The sequence below is a fragment of the Microbispora sp. NPDC046973 genome (assembly GCF_040644495.1).
Classification (GTDB): domain Bacteria; phylum Actinomycetota; class Actinomycetes; order Streptosporangiales; family Streptosporangiaceae; genus Microbispora.
In genome coordinates this window covers 476,797-493,149 of record NZ_JBEYWQ010000002.1, presented here as the reverse complement: position 1 = coordinate 493,149, position 16,353 = coordinate 476,797, and the positions used below count along the sequence as shown (strand labels likewise).

Genomic DNA, 16,353 nt, shown 5'->3' with positions numbered 1-16,353 from the left:
AGCGGCCGGCGTCAGTCGAAGTCGAGGCAGACGGCGTACCAGCCGTCCCACAGGCGTCGCGTGCCGGAGACGTCGAGAGCACGCGCGTCACCGCCCGGCAGGTAGGCGAAGCCGCACTCCTCCAGCATGCCGCCGGAGCCGGCCACACGAAGCTGGGTGACACCGTTCCAGCGCTGGACGCTTTCGATGGAGAACAGGCCGACACGGTCTCTCACGCTCGCCCAGCTCTCGTCCTCCGGCAGCGACCTCGCATAGCGGGTGAGGGCCGGCTCGGAGACCAGGAAGGCCGCTTTCACGGGGATGTCGAAGCACACCAGCGCGAGGGTGAGGGCTCCCGCGAGGGGCGGCACGAGGGCCCAGCGACTGCGCCTGTACTCACGGAAGAAAAGGAGCACCAGCCACATCACCCCGGACAGCAACCACGCGGGTATGGCCACCAGGAACAACCGAAAGCTGCCGCCGGGAGGAACCGCGGCGACGACGGTCAGGGCGCAGGTCGCGAGCATCGGCGCGGTGAGCGTCAGGCCCCACCACCAGTTCCTGTACGTCCCGTTGCCGGCCATCCTCGCATCCTGGCCGAGCAGCATCCGCCGCGACCTGGAATCCCAGAAATCCGTGCACGCCTAACCGCCGGGCTTCGTCCAGGTCAGGGAGTAACGGCGGAGCACGTGCCGGCGGTAGCGCACGCCCGGCAGCAGGCGGCGTGCCGCGACCCGCACCTGCCCGTAGCTCATCCGTGGTTCGGCCACCGGCATCCCCTCGGGCCCCCGCGCGCGGCGCAGCACCTTCGTGATCCGCACGACGGGAGCGGCCGCGATCATCGCCGCCCACTCCGCGGGGGACGCCTCGCGGGCCAGGCCGACCACCACCAGGGTGCCGCCGGGGCGCAGCAGTTCGCGCATCCGGGTGAGAGCCGCGTCGAAGTCCATGTGGTGGATCGTGGACACCGAGCAGACGAAGTCGTACTCCTCCACGGGCAGGACGGCGGTGAGGAAGTCGCCCTCGACGAAGGTGAGCTCCGGCCGGCCGGCGGACAGCTCGCGGGCACGTGCGATCATCTCCGGTGAGTTGTCGACGCCGGTGACGCGCTTGGCGCGGCCGGTCAGCTTCCGCGCGAGCAGGCCGTCGCCGCAGCCGACGTCCAGCGCGTCACCGCACCCTTCGGGAACGGCGCGGAGGATGCCCGCGTGCCGGGCGACGTTGGTGTTCCAGTACGGATCCGGGTCGGCCTGGCGCATCCGATCATCGTAGAGCGGGCGTCATGACGAAGTCCCGGAAGCGGGTGGCGGGGGCGGCCGGGGCATGGTCCGTACGCCAGGTGAGGCCGATGGTGCGGCGGGCGGCCTGCGCCGCGATCCTGACGCCGACGGTGCCGGACTGGCCGGCGAAGGGCTCCGGGACGATGGCCACGCCGAGCCCGGCCGCGACCAGGCCCTCGATGGTCGCGAGGTCCTGGCTCTCGAAGGAGACGGCGGGGGACACCCCGGCGTCGCGCAGCAGCGTGTCGACCAGGGCCCGATAACCGAAGCCGACCGGCGTGGTGACGAGCTCCTCGTCCGCCAGTTCCTGGAGGTCCACCTCCTCCCGGTCGCGCAGGCGGTGGCTCGGCGGGACGACGAGCACCAGCCGCTCCTCCTGCAGTGGGTGCCAGCCGAAGTCCCCGGGTGGGCGCGGAGAGGTGATCGCGAGGTCGGCGGCCCCGGTGCGCAGGTCCTGGACGATCTCGTGCGCCGGTTCCTGGCGCAGCAGGATCCGCATCCGGGGGGCGTGCTCATGGAAGGAGCGCAACAGCCGAGGGACGAGGGAGGTGGCCATGGAGTCGAGGAAGGCCAGGCGCACCACGCCGGTGTCCGGGTCGAGCAGGCTCCGGAGATCGGCCAGCAACTGCTCGTAGCGTGCCGTGAGGTCGCGCGCGGCCGCCACCACGATTCTCCCGTTGGGCGTCAGGTGGACCCCGTCCGGTGCGCGCTCGAACACCCGGGTCCCGAGCTCGGTCTCCACGCGGGCGAGTGCGCGCGAGAGCGTCGGCTGACTGGTGCGGAGAATGGCGGCGGTGTCGGTCACGTGCTGGTGGTCGGCGAGGGCGACCAGCCAGGACAGGTCCCGGAGCAGCATGCCCGCCATCATACGCATCACGCATCGAAACCCGCCTTTCATCGCATTGGACGCATGGCGCCTGGAAGCGCACAGTCGTTCGGGTGACCGCTGTTCTCGAGACCTCTGCCGTGGAAGGACACCTGCCGGGGACCACCGGATATCGGCGGGTCGTCGTCGCCCTGTTCGCCGCCGGGGTGGCGACCTTCGCGCTGCTGTACAGCACCCAGGCGATCCTGCCCGAGCTCGCCTCCCGGTTCGGGGTGTCCACCGCGGAGAGCACGCTGAGCGTGTCGCTCACCACGCTCGGACTCGGCGTCGCGCTGCTGGTGGCCGGCCCCCTGTCCGACGTCGTCGGACGCACCCGGCTGATCCACCTGTCGCTGACGGCGTCCGCCGTCGTCGCGGCGGCGTGCGCGCTGGCGCCCGGATGGCCTGCGCTCATGGTCCTGCGGTCGCTCCAGGGCATCGCGCTGGCCGGGCTTCCCGCGGTGGCGACCGCCTATCTGCGTGAGGAACTGCACCCGTCCACGCACGCCCGCGCCGCCGGCCTGTACGTCGGCGGCACCGCGCTGGGCGGGATGGCCGGTCGCCTCCTGACCGGCGCGGTCGCCCAGGCCGCCGGCTGGCGCTGGGCCCTGGCCGCGGTCGCCGCACTCGGCCTGCTGTGCGCCCTGACCGTACGCGTGCTGCTTCCGGCCTCGCGGCGCTTCACCGCGGCCCCGGCGGGCGTACGCGCCCTGCTCCGCGGGAGCCTGCGCGCGGTGTCGGACCGTGGACTGCTCGCGCTGTACGGCATCGGCGGCTGCTCCATGGGAGCCCTGGTCGCGGTGTTCAACACCCTGGGCTTCCGGCTCGCGGGCGCCCCGTTCCACCTCGGCGTCGGAGCCGCCGGCCTGATGTTCCTCGTCTATCCCATCGGCTCCGTCAGCTCCGCGGTGTTCGGCCGGCTGGCGGACGGCTACGGGCGCCGGACCGTGACGCCGCTGGGCTGTCTGCTGGCCGTCGTCGGCGCGCTGGTCACGCTGCCGTCCACGCTGCCGGTCGTGGTCATCGGCCTGGCGCTCCTCACCGCGGGGTTCTTCGCCGTCCACGGGGTGGCCAGCGGATGGGTCCCGGCCCGGGCGCACGCGGGCGGGGTGTCCACGGGCCAGGCGGCGTCGCTCTACCTGTTCACCTACTACCTCGGGTCCTCCCTGTTCGGCAGCCTCGCGGGCCGCGCCTGGACGGAGGCCGGATGGCCGGGCGTGGTCGCCCTCGCCGTGCTCCTGCTCGCCGCCACCGGCGCCCTCGCGCTCCTGCTGCGCAGGACCCCCGCCCTTGACAGAGCAGCCCCGTGATCCCCGGCAGGCGCTCGCGTGGGCCTCTCGACCAGGACGCGGCGCCGATCCGGGACGCGCTCACGTGTTGACCTACGGCGGCGACGCATTGGACTTGCGGGTCCAATTTTGTCCTCGCACAGTGGCAGTGCCGTGCGGGTGACCGAACAGGTCACGGTGCGGGCACAGGCGGACGAGCATGACAGGAGCGCGTGATGAGCGGACGGTTGAACGGCAGGCGGGCGCTGGTGACCGGATCGACGAGCAACATCGGGCGGGCGATCGCGGAGGCGTTCTCGGCGGAGGGCGCGCACGTGATCGTATCCGGCCGCAGCGCCGAACGGGGCGGGAGAGTCGTCGAGGGGATTCGCGCGCGTGGTGGCCGGGCCGACTTCGTGAAGGCGGATCTGGACGGAAGCGCCGAGGCCTCGCACGCCCTGGCGCGGGAGGCGATGTCCGTGCTCGGTGGGGGCATCGACATCCTGGTCAACAACGCCGGAATCTATCCCGGTGACGGCACGGTGGACACCGACGAGAAGACCTTCGACCAGGTCTACGCCGTCAACGTGAAGGCGCCGTTCTTCCTTACTGCCGCGATCGCTCCGGCCATGGCCGAGGCCGGCGGCGGGGCGATCATCAATTTGGGCTCGTGGATCGCACGCCTGGGCATTCCCATGGGTGCGCTCTACAGCTCGACCAAGGGCGCGGTGGAGACCCTCACGCGCGCCTGGGCCGCCGAGTTCGGTCCTCGCGGCGTGCGCGTGAACGCGATCTCTCCGGGCGTGATCCTGGAGCCTGCACCGGGAGCGGCGCACCCGGGTGAGGTCATGATGAACGGCACTCCGGCGGGAGGAATGGGCAAGCCGCAGGCGATCGCGCATGCCGCGGTCTACCTCGCCAGTGAGGAGGCCGCGTTCGTGCACGGAATCGTGCTGGACGTGGACGGCGGCCGTACCACCACGGCCGTCATCGCCGGATGAGGCAGCGCATCGCTACGCTCCCGCCGTCACGTCGTGCGCCGTGACGGCGGGAACGCTTGCCGGAGGAGATAGGGGCGAGCCCGGCCGCCGCCGACGCGACACCCGGCGAACCGGGAGCGGGTACGCCGCGATGCTCGCGACCCGCAGATGAGAAGGACTGCTACCGACCCGCCGCGTGGACCGGTGGTCGTCGTCGGCGCGGCGCGGACGACGACCACCGGTCGGTGGTCCGGGGGTCAGCCCCGTGACGGGCCGAGGTACACCGGCAGGCTGGTCACCGAATTGGAGAAGATCGACGGAACCGCGGTCAACTCGGCGGAGTCGACGGCGAGCCTGAGGTCGGGGAAGCGGGCGAACAGCGCGGGCAGGGCGACCGCCGCCTCGAGCCGGGCCAGGGCGGGTCCGACGCACATGTGCGGTCCGCCGCCGAACGCCAGGTGCTTCTGGTTGGGCCGGGTGATGTCGAACTTGTCGGCGTCCGGGCCATACTTGGCCGGGTCGCGGTTGACCCCGCTCCAGGGCGCGAGGATGGCGTCGCCCTTGGGAATGGTGACGCCGCCCACCGTGATGTCCTCGGTCGGGAACCTGGCCGGGAAGTTGCCGACCGGGGCGTCCCAGCGCAGGGTCTCCTCGATGACCTTGGACCACGTCTCGGCGTCGCCGTCGCGGACGAGGGCCAGCTGGTCCGGGTGGGTGAGCAGGGCGCGCGTCGCGTTGACGATCAGGCTGATCGAGGTCTCGTGGCCCGCGCCGATGAGCATCCACAGAGTGTCTTCGAGCTCGTCGTCGGTGAGGGCGCCGTCCTCGTCGTTGACGGCGATCATCGCACTGGTCAGGTCGTCGGCCGGTTCGGCGCGCCGCATGGCGAACAGCCGCTGCCACAGCTCGTGCCGCTCCTGCTGGGTGGCGAGGTACTCCTCGGCGGTCGTGTCGGCGCGGATGACGGTGTCGATGAGTTCGCGGAAGCGGGGCCACCACGCCTCGGGCACGCCGATGAGCTCGCAGATCACCTGCATCGGGAACGGGTAGGCGTAGTGCTTGCGCACGTCGACGACGCCGTCTGGTCCGGCGTGGCCGGGCAGGTCGTCCAGCATGGTGTTCACGATCTCTTCGATCCGCGGCCGCAGACGCTCGACTCGGGCGCGGGTGAAGGTGCGGGTCAGCGGCTTGCGCAGCCGCCGATGCTCCGCGCCGTCGCGGGCCATCGCGTTGTTGAGCCGGATCATGCTGAGCAGCGGCCAGTCCTCGGGGACCTCGCCGCGCCGCAGGGCCTCCCACTGGCGCCAGTCCCGGCCCACCCTCGGATCGGCGGCGAGGTCGGCGAGCAGCGCGTAGTCGGTGACCACCCACATCTGGACGTCGCCGGGAAGCACGGCGCGGACGACCGGGCCGAGTTCGCGCATCCGTGCCGCCTCGCCGTGGCGGTCGGCGCCCGACGGGTCGATATGGACGAGAGGGGGAGGGGTCTGGACGACTACCGAGTCGGTCATAGCGGCATGCCTCCTGAATGCTGTGATGTCGGAGCGCGGGAATCGAGCGCACCCCGCTGAAACGACCGGGTCCGCCCCTGTCTCATCTCGAAATCGATGCCGCCAGCAAAGGTCCCCACGTGGTCGGCTCCCGGCCGCCTGCCGTCGATTCGCCCGTAACAGGGCGAGCCCGACGCTCATTCGAAATGCCATCACAGCACGCTCAAAAATCGCTTAATTGTCTCCAAAGCCTCACCGTGCCCGTAGGTGGGTCTAAAGCGCATGAAACGGTTGACAGTCGTTGCATGCTTGCTACCGTGGCACGCGATTAGCGGCTCGATTTGCGCATCCCTCACTTTTCGCCGCTGATGCCACCGCACATCTCGCCATGATTGGGGCTAATTGGCATGAGCACCTCAAACGTCAAGGAGCCGGGCACCGTCGACGGGCACTCCGGCCTGTCCAGGCCGTTGAGCCCGGCGGAACGCTGGTACTGGATCATCGACCAACTCTCCACGCTCAACGTCTGCGCCCGCGTCCGCCTGGAGGGCGAGGTATCCACCGAGGCGCTGACCGAGGCACTGGGCGCGCTGCAGGCCCGGCAACCGCTGCTGCGCCTGGCCATCACGGACGAGTTACCCGGCGGGCCGCGGTTCGTGCCGACGGACAATCCGATCCCCCTGCGCGAGGTGAGCCTGACCCACTTCGAGGAGTCGCGGTGGGAACGCGAGGTGGACGAGCACGAGTTCGCCGTATCGATCGACTGGCGGTCCGGCCCGCTGGCCCGCGCCGTTCTCATCAGGCAGCCGGGGCAGGTCCACGACCTGGTCCTCAGCGTGCCGCACTGTATCTCCGACGGGACGACCGCCCTCGCGCTGCTGCGGCAGTGGGTGCGGCTCGCCGCCGAGCCGCCGACGTCCGCCCCGGCTGTCGCGGACGGACCTGTCCCCGTCGCGGCGGAAGACCTTCTCCCGGCGCGCTACCGCGACATGTCGGGCGTGCTGCCCGACAAGGACCCCGAGGCCGGCGACGAGCCCGAGGCGGGCCAGGAGGCGGTGGTGGGCCGGGTCGTGCCCGATCGCTTCGTGCCGTTCCATCTCCGCCGGACCCGGCTGCTGCACCGGTCCATCGACGGCGACGTGCTGGAGAAGCTCACGACGGCCTGCAAGCGGGAAGGCGTCACGCTGCACGGCGTGCTGGCCGCGGCCATGGCCTCCGCCGTGGCGCGCGACGCCGGAGCCAAGCCGGGCGCGTACTTCGCCGTCGGCTCTCCCGTCACCTTCCGGGACGAGCTCGACCTGCCGGTCTCCGAGGACGAGGTCGGGTGCTTCGTCTCGGCGGTGCACTCGGTGGTCGCCTACCAGGGCGACGACCTGTGGTCGATGGCCCGGTTCATCAACAAGGACATCAGCGCGCGCAAGCGCCGCGGCGAGCAGTACCCCGTGTTCAGCCTCCTCGCCGACCAGGGGCCGACCAGCGTCGCCGACAGCGAGCCCCTCGTCCGATACATGGAGGAGCACGGCTCGTTCAACTTCTTCGTGTCCAACATCGGCCGGTTCGACTTCCCCGGCACCCTCGGCGCGTGGCGGTTGTCGGGGGCGCAGTTCGTGGGCGGCATCTCGGTCGTCGGCTACTTCGCCTCGTCGGTCAGCACCAGCTACGGCCAGTTGAACTGGAACTTCACCCACATCGACGAGGCGGTGCCCCGGGAGCGCGCCGAGCGCCTCGTCGACGACTGCGTCAAGACCGTGCTCACGGCCGCGGGCCTGTAGCACGGCGACCGCACCGCGTGTCCTGAGTGGGCCGTGGTGCGAAACAAGTCCGGGGCGGGCGGGTGACCTCGCCTGCACCCGCCCGCCCCGGACTCGCTCACCGGCACCCGCCTGCCCCCGCCTCGCGCACCCGCCGTACGAGCGCCGTCGCGGTGTCAGAACGAGCCGTGTCAGAACGAGCTGGCCAGCGCCGGAATCTCCGGAAGGTCGGCCGTCGGCCCTCGCGGCAGCGGAACCACCTCCGCCTCGTCCAGGGCGGGGTCCAGGGTCAGCACCGCCTGGTGGAACTCTTTCAGCCTCGGCGACGGCTCAAGCCCGAACTCGGTGAGCATGTTGTGGCGCAACCCGTGGAACGCCTCCAGCGCGCGGATGCGGTAGCCCGACCGGTACAGCGCGATCATGTACTGGGCGTGGAGATTCTCCTGGAAGCGGTTGCGCAGGGCGTGCACCGCGAGTTCGCTGAGGATCTCGCGGTGCAGACCCAGCCGCAGGTCCAGTTCGATGCGATAGTCCAGCATGGTCATCCGGGACTGTTCGAGCGCGGCGACCTCTGCCCGGATTCTGGTGCCGGGTTCGACGTCGGCCACCACGGGCCCGCGCCAGAGGTCCAGGGCCTGGCGGAAGTGCTGGGCGGCCGAGCGATAGTCGCCGGCCCCCATGGCCGCGCACCCGTCCTGCCGGAGCCGGTTGTAGACCTTCAGGTCGAACTGCCCGGGTTCGACGACGAAGCGATACCCGTTGTGCACTGTCTGCAGTATGTTCTCAGAGACCTCGGCCAGGGTGAGCCCCGTGCTCTCGGCCAGCATCTTCCGCAGGTGGAAGATGTAGATCTGCAACGCCGCGCGCGCGCTTTTCGGTGGCCCGTCCTTCCACAACTCGTCGATCAGCGCCGAGACGGGCACCACCCGCACGTGGTTGAGCAGCAGGAGGGCGAGCACCGTGCACAGCTTCTGCGCCGTGGGCGTCATCTCCACGTCTCCGTACTGGATCGACAGTGGACCGAGGACCTTGATGTCCATCATGGCGAGCTCGTTTCAGGACGACCGGGCGGGATGGTCGCGCGGCCAGGCGGACACGCGTACGCCCGGCCACCGCTCGGTTCCCGCGGTCGGAACACACGGCCTGCACACCATCAGCCGAGCTTGAGGCACACCTGGACGCCCTGGTGGACCGGGAGCCGCAGCGACAGGAAGCCGTTGGCCGGATCGTTGACGTAATCGAGGAAGCCCTGGGCGAAGTCCCGGCCGCTGTACAGGTCGATGTCGTCGACGATCACCAGGGCGCCGGGCCGCAGCCGCGGTTGCACGATCTTGAGGATCGGCAGCCGCAGGTCCAGCCACCCGTCCAGGAGGAGCAGGTCGACCGGCTCGGGCAGGTCCTTCAGCGTCTCCCGCGCGTCGCCGAGCCGTAGCTCGATGATGTCGGACAGGCCCGCTGCGGCGAAGCTCTCCTGCGCGCGGCGTGCCTTGTCCGCCTGCAGCTCGGTCGTGATCACCCGGCCGCCGTCGTTGTCGCGCACCGCGGAGGCCAGGTAGAGCGTCGAGATCCCGAACGAGGTGCCGAACTCCACCACCGTCCGCGCCTTGACGGCCCGGGTGAGCAGGTACAGCAGCTGCCCGCCCTCCCTGGACACCGACATGATGATGTCCTTCGTGCGCTCCGCCAACTCGGCCGCGCTCACGTGGTCGGGGTACTCGCCCCGCATGTCCACGCCGGCGTCCGCGAAGGCGGCCACCAGGTCCTGCTGGTCCTCGGCGGCCAGCAGCTGGTTCAGGGTCGAGACCACCGGGTCCGAATGTAACGTCGAAAGCACGGGCGAACACTCCTCGATGTCGTCGCGACCCACCGGCCCGGCGCGGTCGGCGCCGGCCGGGCCGGTGGGTCCGCAGGTCAGGGAATCAGGACGGTCTTGCCGGGCAACTGCCCGGCAGCGGCCTCCTCGTGGACGGCGCGCAGGTCGCTCAGCGGCCTGCGCTGGGCCACGTAGATGGCCAGTTCTCCGGCGTCGACGCGGTTGACCAGCTCGGCGAGCTGCTCGGCGTCGCTGCGGCCGAAGACCTGGCAGATCCGGATGCCGCGGACGGAGCTGTCCGGGCCCGGGGGGATGGTGTTGGCGAAGGCGCCGCCGTCGACGACCAGGTCCAGCAGCCGGGTGAGGTCTTCCGGGCTCGGCGGCACCAGGTTCAGCACCACGTCGAACCGCTGCCCCGCCACGGCCTCGTAGAGCGGGGTCTCGGTGTGGTCGATGATCCGGTCCACGCCGTAGGACTGGATGCGGTCGCGGCTGCGGGGGCTGGCGGTCGCGGTCACGACCGCGCCCGCCGCCACCGCGAGCTGCACGGCGTACGCGCCCACCGCGCCGCCCGCGCCGTTGATCAGGATGGTCTGGTCCGGCTTCAGGCCGGCCTGCTCGAACAGCGCCTGCCAGGCGGTCAGGCCGACAGAGGGCAGTGCCGCGGCGTCGGCCAGGTCGCCCGTGCGGGGCGCGGCGGCCAGGGCCTCGGCGGGCGCGACGACGTACTCGGCGGCAGCGCCACGGCCGGCGATCGGCAGGAACGCCAGGACCGTGTCCCCGGTGCTCCAGCCGGTCACGCCCTCGCCCACCTCTGCCACGGTGCCCGACACGTCGTAGCACGGGATGTGCGGCATCACCAGCGGGAACACCTCGGGGAAGTAACCCGCGCGGATCGACGCGTCGACCGGGTTGAACGCGGCGCCCGCCACCTTCACCAGGACCTGGCCCTCACCCGGCTCCGGACGGTCCGCGTCCTCGTGGACGAGGACATCGGTATCGCCGTAGGAGTGGTATCGCACTGCCTTCATGGTCGTCCTTCCTCCGGTGCTTCGAAGTCGAAGCACCAATCTAGCCTACTTTGAGTTCGAAGCAACCCCCCGGCGGCGGTGAACGACGACACAGTGGTTTTGGATCGAAACATGTAAGCTTGCGGGATGGTCGGCCTCCCTTCCGACGCCGACGCCGACGCGGACAGCGGCCCGGCGCTCGATCCCCAGCAGCTGGGGGTCTACTTCGCGCTCATGGAAGCCGTCAGCCTGCTCCAGCACCAGGTCGAGGTGCAGCTGCGCGCCGAGGGCGACATCAGCTACGTGCAGTTCCAGCTCCTGGCCCGCCTCGCGTCGGTCGACGGCCACCTGACCATGACGCAGCTCGCCGACGGCGTCGTCTACAGCCGCAGCGGCCTGACCTACCAGGCGGGCCTCCTGGAGAAGGCCGGCCTGATCACCCGGCGCCCCAGCCCCGACGACGAGCGCTCCACGCTGGTGGCCGTGACCGAGGAGGGCCTGGCCCTGGTCGGGCGCGTCCTCCCCGGCCACGTCGAGGTGACCCGCCGCCTGCTGTTCGAGCCCTTGTCGGACGACGACCTGCACCACCTCGGCGACATCATGACCCGGGTGCGCGACCACATGCGGGCCCAGCCGCCACGCTCGGCCGTCCCGCGCAGACGCCGTCCGAACCCACCGCCGGCGGCCCAGGCCGCCCCCGGGGACCGGGACGGCTGACCCCGGTTCCGGCCGTCGCGTCCGGGGCCGTCTCAGCGTGCACGGGCGCCGAAGCGCAGTGGAAGCTCGTTCGGGCCGTGGATGCCGGTCGGCGGCCGCCAGGTGACCGGGCCCGCGATGGTCGGCGGGTGCAACCGCTCGGCGAGCGAGGAGAGCGCCTCGGCGAGCTCGACACGGGCGAGCGCCGCGCCCAGGCAGTAGTGGGGACCCGCGCCGAACAGCAGCGGGGCCGCCGGACTGGTACGCGTGATGTCGAACGTGTCGCCGTGCTCGAAGACGCGCGGGTCGCGCTGCGCGGTCTGCACGCACATCGTGAGGAAGGTGCCCTTCGTGACCTGCAGGCCTCCGTACTCGAAGTCCTCGGTCGCGCACCGGTAGATGATCGGCGTGGACGGAACCCAGCGGATGAGCTCCTCGACGGCCTTGGGCGCCAGCTCGGGGCGTTCCGCCAGCAGGTTCCACTGCTCCGGGTGCCGGGAGAAGACGACCATGGCGCTGGACAGCTGGTGGCAGGTGGTGTCGTGGGCGGCGAACACCAGCGTGACGAGGAGGTTGCGCAACTCCTCCTCGGTGACCTGGCCTTCGGCCCGCTGCGCGGTGACCAGCGTGGAGATGAGGTCATCGCCGGGGTTCTTCGCCTTCTCCTCCATGAGCGAGGCGACGTAGCCGTTCAGGCCCACGACGGCCTTCTCCACGCGCGCGACGATGTCGCCGCCGTGGACCATGCTGAAGACGAGGCCGATGTCGTTGGTCCACACGCGGAACGTGTCGTAGTCCTCGTTCGGCACGCCGAGCAGTTTGGACATGACGGCCAGCGGCAGCGGGTCCGCGAAGCTCTCGACGAACTCGGACACGTCGGCCGACGCGATCTCCTCGGCCATGCGGTCGGCCTGCGCCCGCACGAACGGCCGTAATTCGTTGATCATGCGCGGGGTGAAGGCCTTGGTCACCAGGGCACGCAGCCGCCGGTGGTCCTCGCCGTCGCGGTTGTTGATCATGGGCACGAACCAGTCGAAGATCGGCCCCTGGACGACGCCGCTCTGTTCCATGTAGCCCCGGCCGTTGTGGTCCAGCCTCCGGTCCCGCAGGAGCTCCTGGGCCTCGGCGTAGCGCAGCACGAGGAGCCCGAGCGGGCTGTCGGCGTACCAGCTCCGGGCTTGGGCGTTCATCGCCTCGGGCGAGCCGAAGTCGAACTCGGGATCGATGACGTTGAGGAACGGGACATCCGTAGACACGGGCACGGGGTTCTCCGTCGAAACCATGGTTGTCGTCTCCTTCGAGGGCTAGTCCGCCGAGGGGGTCACGCCTTGGCGGCCACGCGGCTGCGGGCCAGGTGGGCGGCGCCCCTGCTCCCGCCGTCGTACGGCGGCGACGCCACCACGGGCCTCGGCGACGGCCGTTGCGGCAGCGGTGTGAGCGGCAGGGGAGCGTCCGGTGCGGGGAGCCGATGCTCGGCGCCCTCGGCCGCGCTCTCGGCGTCCCGCGGCCACGCCCGGCCCGCCGCCACGCCGAGCCGCCGGAGCAGGCGGGCCCTGCGCAGCCGCCCGGTGGTCTCGTTCAGCGCCTCGGCGACCAGGGCGTGGGTGAAGCGGAACCAGCCGAGCCGGTGCTGGTCCTCCACCACCAGGCCTGCCGCGATCGCGGTGTCGAGGATCTCCAGCGCCGTGTCGATCTCGATCTGCACGACCTCGGCGACGACCTCGATGTCGAAGTGCCTGCCCGCGACGGCGGCCACCGACAGCAGCTCGGCCGCGGGCCGGGGCAGCCGCGCGACGCGGCGCAGCGCCACTTCCCGCACCGAGGCCGGCACCGGGACCGTACGGGGATCGTCCAGGCGCTGCTCGCTGGTCAACAGTTTGATCAGTTCCAGCAGGAAGAACGGGTTGCCCTCGGTGCGGGCGTACAGTCCTTCCGCGGTGCGCTTGCTGACCTCGTGCCGGAGAATGGCGCCCGCCAGCGTCCGAGTGTCCCGCGGGTCCAGTCCTTTGAGGTCGATCCGCGTCAGTTCCCCCCGGGACAGGGCGGCCAGTGTCCCGGCCAGGACCGGCGCCTCGTCCGAACGGTAGGACACGACCAGCAGCAGCCGGTGCGCGGGCACCGACTCGGCGAGGTGGGCGAGCAGCTGCAGCGAACTCGGGTCCGCCCGGTGGAAGTGGTCGAGCACCACCACCACCGGCGCGTTCTGGGATATGCCGGTCAGGTAATGGACGATCGCCTCGAACAGCCGCAGCGCGGCGCCGGTCATGCCCTCGCCGTCCACCAGCGACCGGGTGTCCCTGTCCAGCAACTCGGCCACCGGTCCCGGCACCGGCCGCCCCGGGAAGGCGGCCTTCGCCGCGCGCAGCACCTGCTCCCACGGCCACAACGCCGGCGCGTCCACGTGTTCCGGGCAGGCGCCCCAGAACACCGGCGCTCCCGCCGACTCGGCGAAACGCCGGAGCAGGCAGGTCTTCCCGACCCCCGGCTCGCCGGACACCGTGACCACCCCGCCCCGGCCCGCCTCCGCCGCGGCCAACGCGTCGGACAGCCGGCGCAGCGTCGTCTCGCGGCCGACGAAGACCTCCACGTCGGCGTCCGGCGCGGACGGCGCGGCGGCCGCCACGGCCCGCGGTGGGGCCGCGGGCTCGCCGGAGGCCACCACGGTCGGAACGGCCGGGGGCGGACGCCAGTCCAGAGTCGGGGCTTGGTTCAGGATCTCGCGACTGCGTTGCTGGAGCGCGGGCCCGGGGTCGATGCCCATCTCCTCCTTGAGCCGCACCTGGATGGTCCGCAGCACCGCCAGCGCGTCGGCCTGGCGCCCGGCCCGGTACAACGCCAGGCTCAGCAGCTCGCAGCCGTACTCGCGCAACGGGTTGGCCTTCATGAAGGCCCCGAGCTCGGCCACGACCACCTCGTGCGCGCCCACGGCCAGCAGCGCGGCGCAGCGCATCTCGAAGACCGACAGCCGCAGCTCCTCCAGCCGCGCCACCTCCGGCACCACGCACGGGGCGTCGGCCACCTCCGGGTAGGCCTGGCCCCGCCACAACGCCAGACCGGACTCGAACTCACGCAGCGCCTGCTGCGGATCGTCGCGGTCCCACGCGCGCCACCCCGCCGTGGCGTGCTCACCGAACCGCCAGACGTCGACGTCGACGACGCCGGTGTCCAACAGGTAGCCCCAGGGAGAGGTGCGCAACACCGTCGCGGGCGTCCTCGGCGCACGGTCCGGTTCCAACAGCCTGCGCAGATTGGACACGTACGCCTGAAGTGAGGTCATCGCCGACGGCGGCGGATGGTCCGCCCACAAGGCTTCCAATATGACGTCCACCGGCACCGGCTGACCCACCTGGCTCACCAGCAATGCGAGCAGCGCGCGCTGCTTGGGCGCCCCCAAGTCCACCGGCCGGCCGGAGACCGTCGCCTCTACGGGACCCAGCGCGCGAAACTCCACCATGGGCCGGGAAGCCCCCTGAACGGCTGACGGCTGTGCCGGTCTGTCCGCCCGTGGGATGGACCCGGACGGAGTATGACGCGCGCCCCCGACGACTGATGCGGTAGTCATTTGCGCCTTTCCGGTCAGGTCATGTGTCGATTGGCTGCTGAACCGTGGTCAGCACCCCCGCGCCCGATCTGGTGCCGCGGCACACTGAATCCAGCTGGATATAGGGAAGAGCACCTCTCATATGCGCAGCGGGCACACCACAGGAGCAGCGCGGCGCCGTATTTGGTTCACAGTCTGCAGGCCTGAACTGAACCGCCCGAAATATGGAAGCGAGGTCCAGTCAGCCCCATCCCAGATCCTCAAATATCGGCGTCTTCGAGGCTAAGAACGGCCACTCAAAATCGACTTAAGAACTCCTAACCGACACTTTGCGGAGCGGTCGGCGGAGCGGTGCGCCGTGGCCGGACCGGTCGGCGGGGGTCGCCTGCCGGGCGCGGGGCGGCAGCGCGAGCTCATCGGTGGTGTCCGGTCGCTCCCGCCCGGAGCAGGGCTGCGCGATTTCGAGCCCGGACGGAACCGGCGCCGGCGAATCCGCGGCGGCCCCCCGCGACCGTCGGCGCGGAAACGAAAACGGAACCTCAGACCGGTTCCACCAGCTTGGCCAGCGCCCGCTCGACGACGGCGGTCTGGGCCTCCGGCGGCGCTTGTAGCTGTTCGAGCCTGCCGATCTCGATCGAGCTCTCGACGACGAGCCTGCACCGCTCCTCGCGCCGGGCGGTGAACGCCGCGAACGTCTCGGCGACCGTCCCGTGGACGGCGAGTTCCTCGGCGAGCACCAGGGCGTCCTCGACCGCCATCCCGGCGCCGGAGGCCAGCTGCGGCGTCGTGGGATGGGCGGCGTCGCCGATCAGGATGACCCGCCCCGAATACCAGGGACTCGGCAGGTAGAAGGACTCCAGCGGGCGGAACGCGATCTCGGTGTCCTCGTTGATCGATTCCCGGATCTCGCGCACGTACCCCCCGTAGGGTTCGAGCAGGTCGACGAGGGCGCCCGGCAGCTGGTGGCGCTCGCGGACCAGCCGTGGCGTGCGCTCGACCACGAACAGGTACATTCTGGTCGCCGAGATCGGAGTCCACCCGACTTTGACCGTGCCGCCGAGGAAGTAGTGGCGGCGGTCGACGTCCGGCGGGCGCGGCACGAACATCCGCCACACGCTCTGACCGGTGTACTCCGGTCCCGGCGCGTCGGGAAAGATCTGGTCGCGGGTCCGCGAGAAGATCCCGTCCGCCCCGACGACCATGTCGTAGCGGCCCGTGGTGCCGTCGCTGAAGGCGACGTCGACCCCGTCGTCGTCCTGGCGGATCCGGTCGACGGAGACACCGAGGCGCGGGTGGACGCCACCAGCGAGCACCCGCGCGGAGAGGATCCTGTACAGCACCGGCCGCGCAATCCCGCCCGAGCCGCACACCCCGGCCTCCGGCGGCATCGGTGTCGGGATGTCCCGGACGGGCTCGCCGTCGATCGTGCACACCCGGATTCCCTCACCGACATAGCCCAGCTCGGCCACCTCGTCGTACACACCGAGCTGCCGGAACGCCCGCAGGGTCGGACCGGTGATCGTGAGGCCCGCACCGGCCACCTTCCAGTCGGGATCGATGTCGATCAGATCGACCTCGGCCCCGACGCGCCGGAGCGCGATCGTCGCCGCCATGCCGGCGATCCCGGCACCGATGATCAGCACTCGGCCCGTCTGCTTCGACGTCATGTGCTCCCCTTCG

The 16,353-nt window shown here is 71.1% G+C and carries 14 protein-coding genes; 4 read left to right on the top strand and 10 right to left on the bottom strand.

Translation table 11 applies throughout. From position 1 onward, the window contains the following. Positions 1 to 11: 11 nt before the first annotated feature. Genes ABZ860_RS06365 through ABZ860_RS06355 form a run of 3 tightly spaced genes read right to left on the bottom strand, consistent with a single transcriptional unit; the run spans position 12 to position 2,115 of the window. Positions 12 to 563 (bottom strand): hypothetical protein, encoded by a 552-nt coding sequence (locus tag ABZ860_RS06365; RefSeq protein ID WP_357215879.1) that lies wholly within the window; start codon positions 561 to 563, stop codon positions 12 to 14. A 60-nt stretch (positions 564 to 623) separates the two neighbouring features. Continuing rightward, the gene (locus tag ABZ860_RS06360; RefSeq protein ID WP_357215877.1) at positions 624 to 1,238 is read right to left on the bottom strand and encodes a class I SAM-dependent methyltransferase; all 615 of its coding nucleotides are present in this window, start codon (positions 1,236 to 1,238) and stop codon (positions 624 to 626) included. Positions 1,239 to 1,242: 4 nt separating this feature from the next. Continuing rightward, a complete protein-coding gene (locus tag ABZ860_RS06355; protein WP_357215875.1) occupies positions 1,243 to 2,115 on the bottom strand; it encodes a LysR family transcriptional regulator in 873 nt (290 codons plus the stop codon). 83 nt (positions 2,116 to 2,198) lie between these two features. Between ABZ860_RS06355 and ABZ860_RS06350 the strand changes: the two genes are divergently transcribed. Continuing rightward, positions 2,199 to 3,434: an MFS transporter gene (locus ABZ860_RS06350; protein ID WP_357215874.1), complete on the top strand. Its 1,236-nt coding sequence runs from the start codon at positions 2,199 to 2,201 to the stop codon at positions 3,432 to 3,434. Positions 3,435 to 3,628: 194 nt separating this feature from the next. Further along, complete coding sequence (locus ABZ860_RS06345) at positions 3,629 to 4,393, top strand: SDR family oxidoreductase (RefSeq protein ID WP_357215871.1); 765 nt, start codon at positions 3,629 to 3,631, stop codon at positions 4,391 to 4,393. 236 nt (positions 4,394 to 4,629) lie between these two features. Here ABZ860_RS06345 and ABZ860_RS06340 read toward each other — a convergent pair whose 3' ends face one another. Continuing rightward, positions 4,630 to 5,883, bottom strand: coding sequence for a cytochrome P450 (locus ABZ860_RS06340; protein WP_357215869.1), 1,254 nt, complete (start codon positions 5,881 to 5,883; stop codon positions 4,630 to 4,632). Between the two features lie 386 nt (positions 5,884 to 6,269). On the opposite strand from ABZ860_RS06340, the gene ABZ860_RS06335 reads away from it, so the two are divergent. Further along, positions 6,270 to 7,634, top strand: coding sequence for a condensation domain-containing protein (locus ABZ860_RS06335; RefSeq protein WP_357215867.1), 1,365 nt, complete (start codon positions 6,270 to 6,272; stop codon positions 7,632 to 7,634). Between the two features lie 170 nt (positions 7,635 to 7,804). Here ABZ860_RS06335 and ABZ860_RS06330 read toward each other — a convergent pair whose 3' ends face one another. The 3 genes from ABZ860_RS06330 to ABZ860_RS06320 form a co-directional block, all read right to left on the bottom strand. Then, positions 7,805 to 8,656: an AfsR/SARP family transcriptional regulator gene (locus tag ABZ860_RS06330; protein ID WP_357215864.1), complete on the bottom strand. Its 852-nt coding sequence runs from the start codon at positions 8,654 to 8,656 to the stop codon at positions 7,805 to 7,807. Between the two features lie 110 nt (positions 8,657 to 8,766). Continuing rightward, positions 8,767 to 9,420: a class I SAM-dependent methyltransferase gene (locus ABZ860_RS06325; protein WP_357215861.1), complete on the bottom strand. Its 654-nt coding sequence runs from the start codon at positions 9,418 to 9,420 to the stop codon at positions 8,767 to 8,769. Positions 9,421 to 9,524: 104 nt separating this feature from the next. After that, entirely contained in the window at positions 9,525 to 10,457 is a 933-nt protein-coding gene (locus ABZ860_RS06320; RefSeq protein WP_357215859.1) for an NADP-dependent oxidoreductase, read from the bottom strand. Between the two features lie 126 nt (positions 10,458 to 10,583). Between ABZ860_RS06320 and ABZ860_RS06315 the strand changes: the two genes are divergently transcribed. Beyond that, positions 10,584 to 11,153 carry a MarR family transcriptional regulator gene (locus ABZ860_RS06315; protein ID WP_357215857.1) on the top strand — a complete coding sequence of 190 codons (570 nt, stop codon included), beginning with the start codon at positions 10,584 to 10,586 and terminating at the stop codon, positions 11,151 to 11,153. Positions 11,154 to 11,185: 32 nt separating this feature from the next. On the opposite strand, the gene ABZ860_RS06310 is transcribed toward ABZ860_RS06315, so the two are convergent. The 3 genes from ABZ860_RS06310 to ABZ860_RS06300 all read right to left on the bottom strand — a co-directional run bounded on the left by ABZ860_RS06310 (position 11,186) and on the right by ABZ860_RS06300 (position 16,340). Next, positions 11,186 to 12,394: a cytochrome P450 gene (locus tag ABZ860_RS06310; RefSeq protein WP_357215854.1), complete on the bottom strand. Its 1,209-nt coding sequence runs from the start codon at positions 12,392 to 12,394 to the stop codon at positions 11,186 to 11,188. Between the two features lie 59 nt (positions 12,395 to 12,453). Beyond that, positions 12,454 to 14,586: a BTAD domain-containing putative transcriptional regulator gene (locus tag ABZ860_RS06305; RefSeq protein WP_357215851.1), complete on the bottom strand. Its 2,133-nt coding sequence runs from the start codon at positions 14,584 to 14,586 to the stop codon at positions 12,454 to 12,456. 626 nt (positions 14,587 to 15,212) lie between these two features. Then, a complete protein-coding gene (locus ABZ860_RS06300; RefSeq protein WP_357215849.1) occupies positions 15,213 to 16,340 on the bottom strand; it encodes an FAD-dependent oxidoreductase in 1,128 nt (375 codons plus the stop codon). Positions 16,341 to 16,353 lie beyond the last annotated feature (13 nt).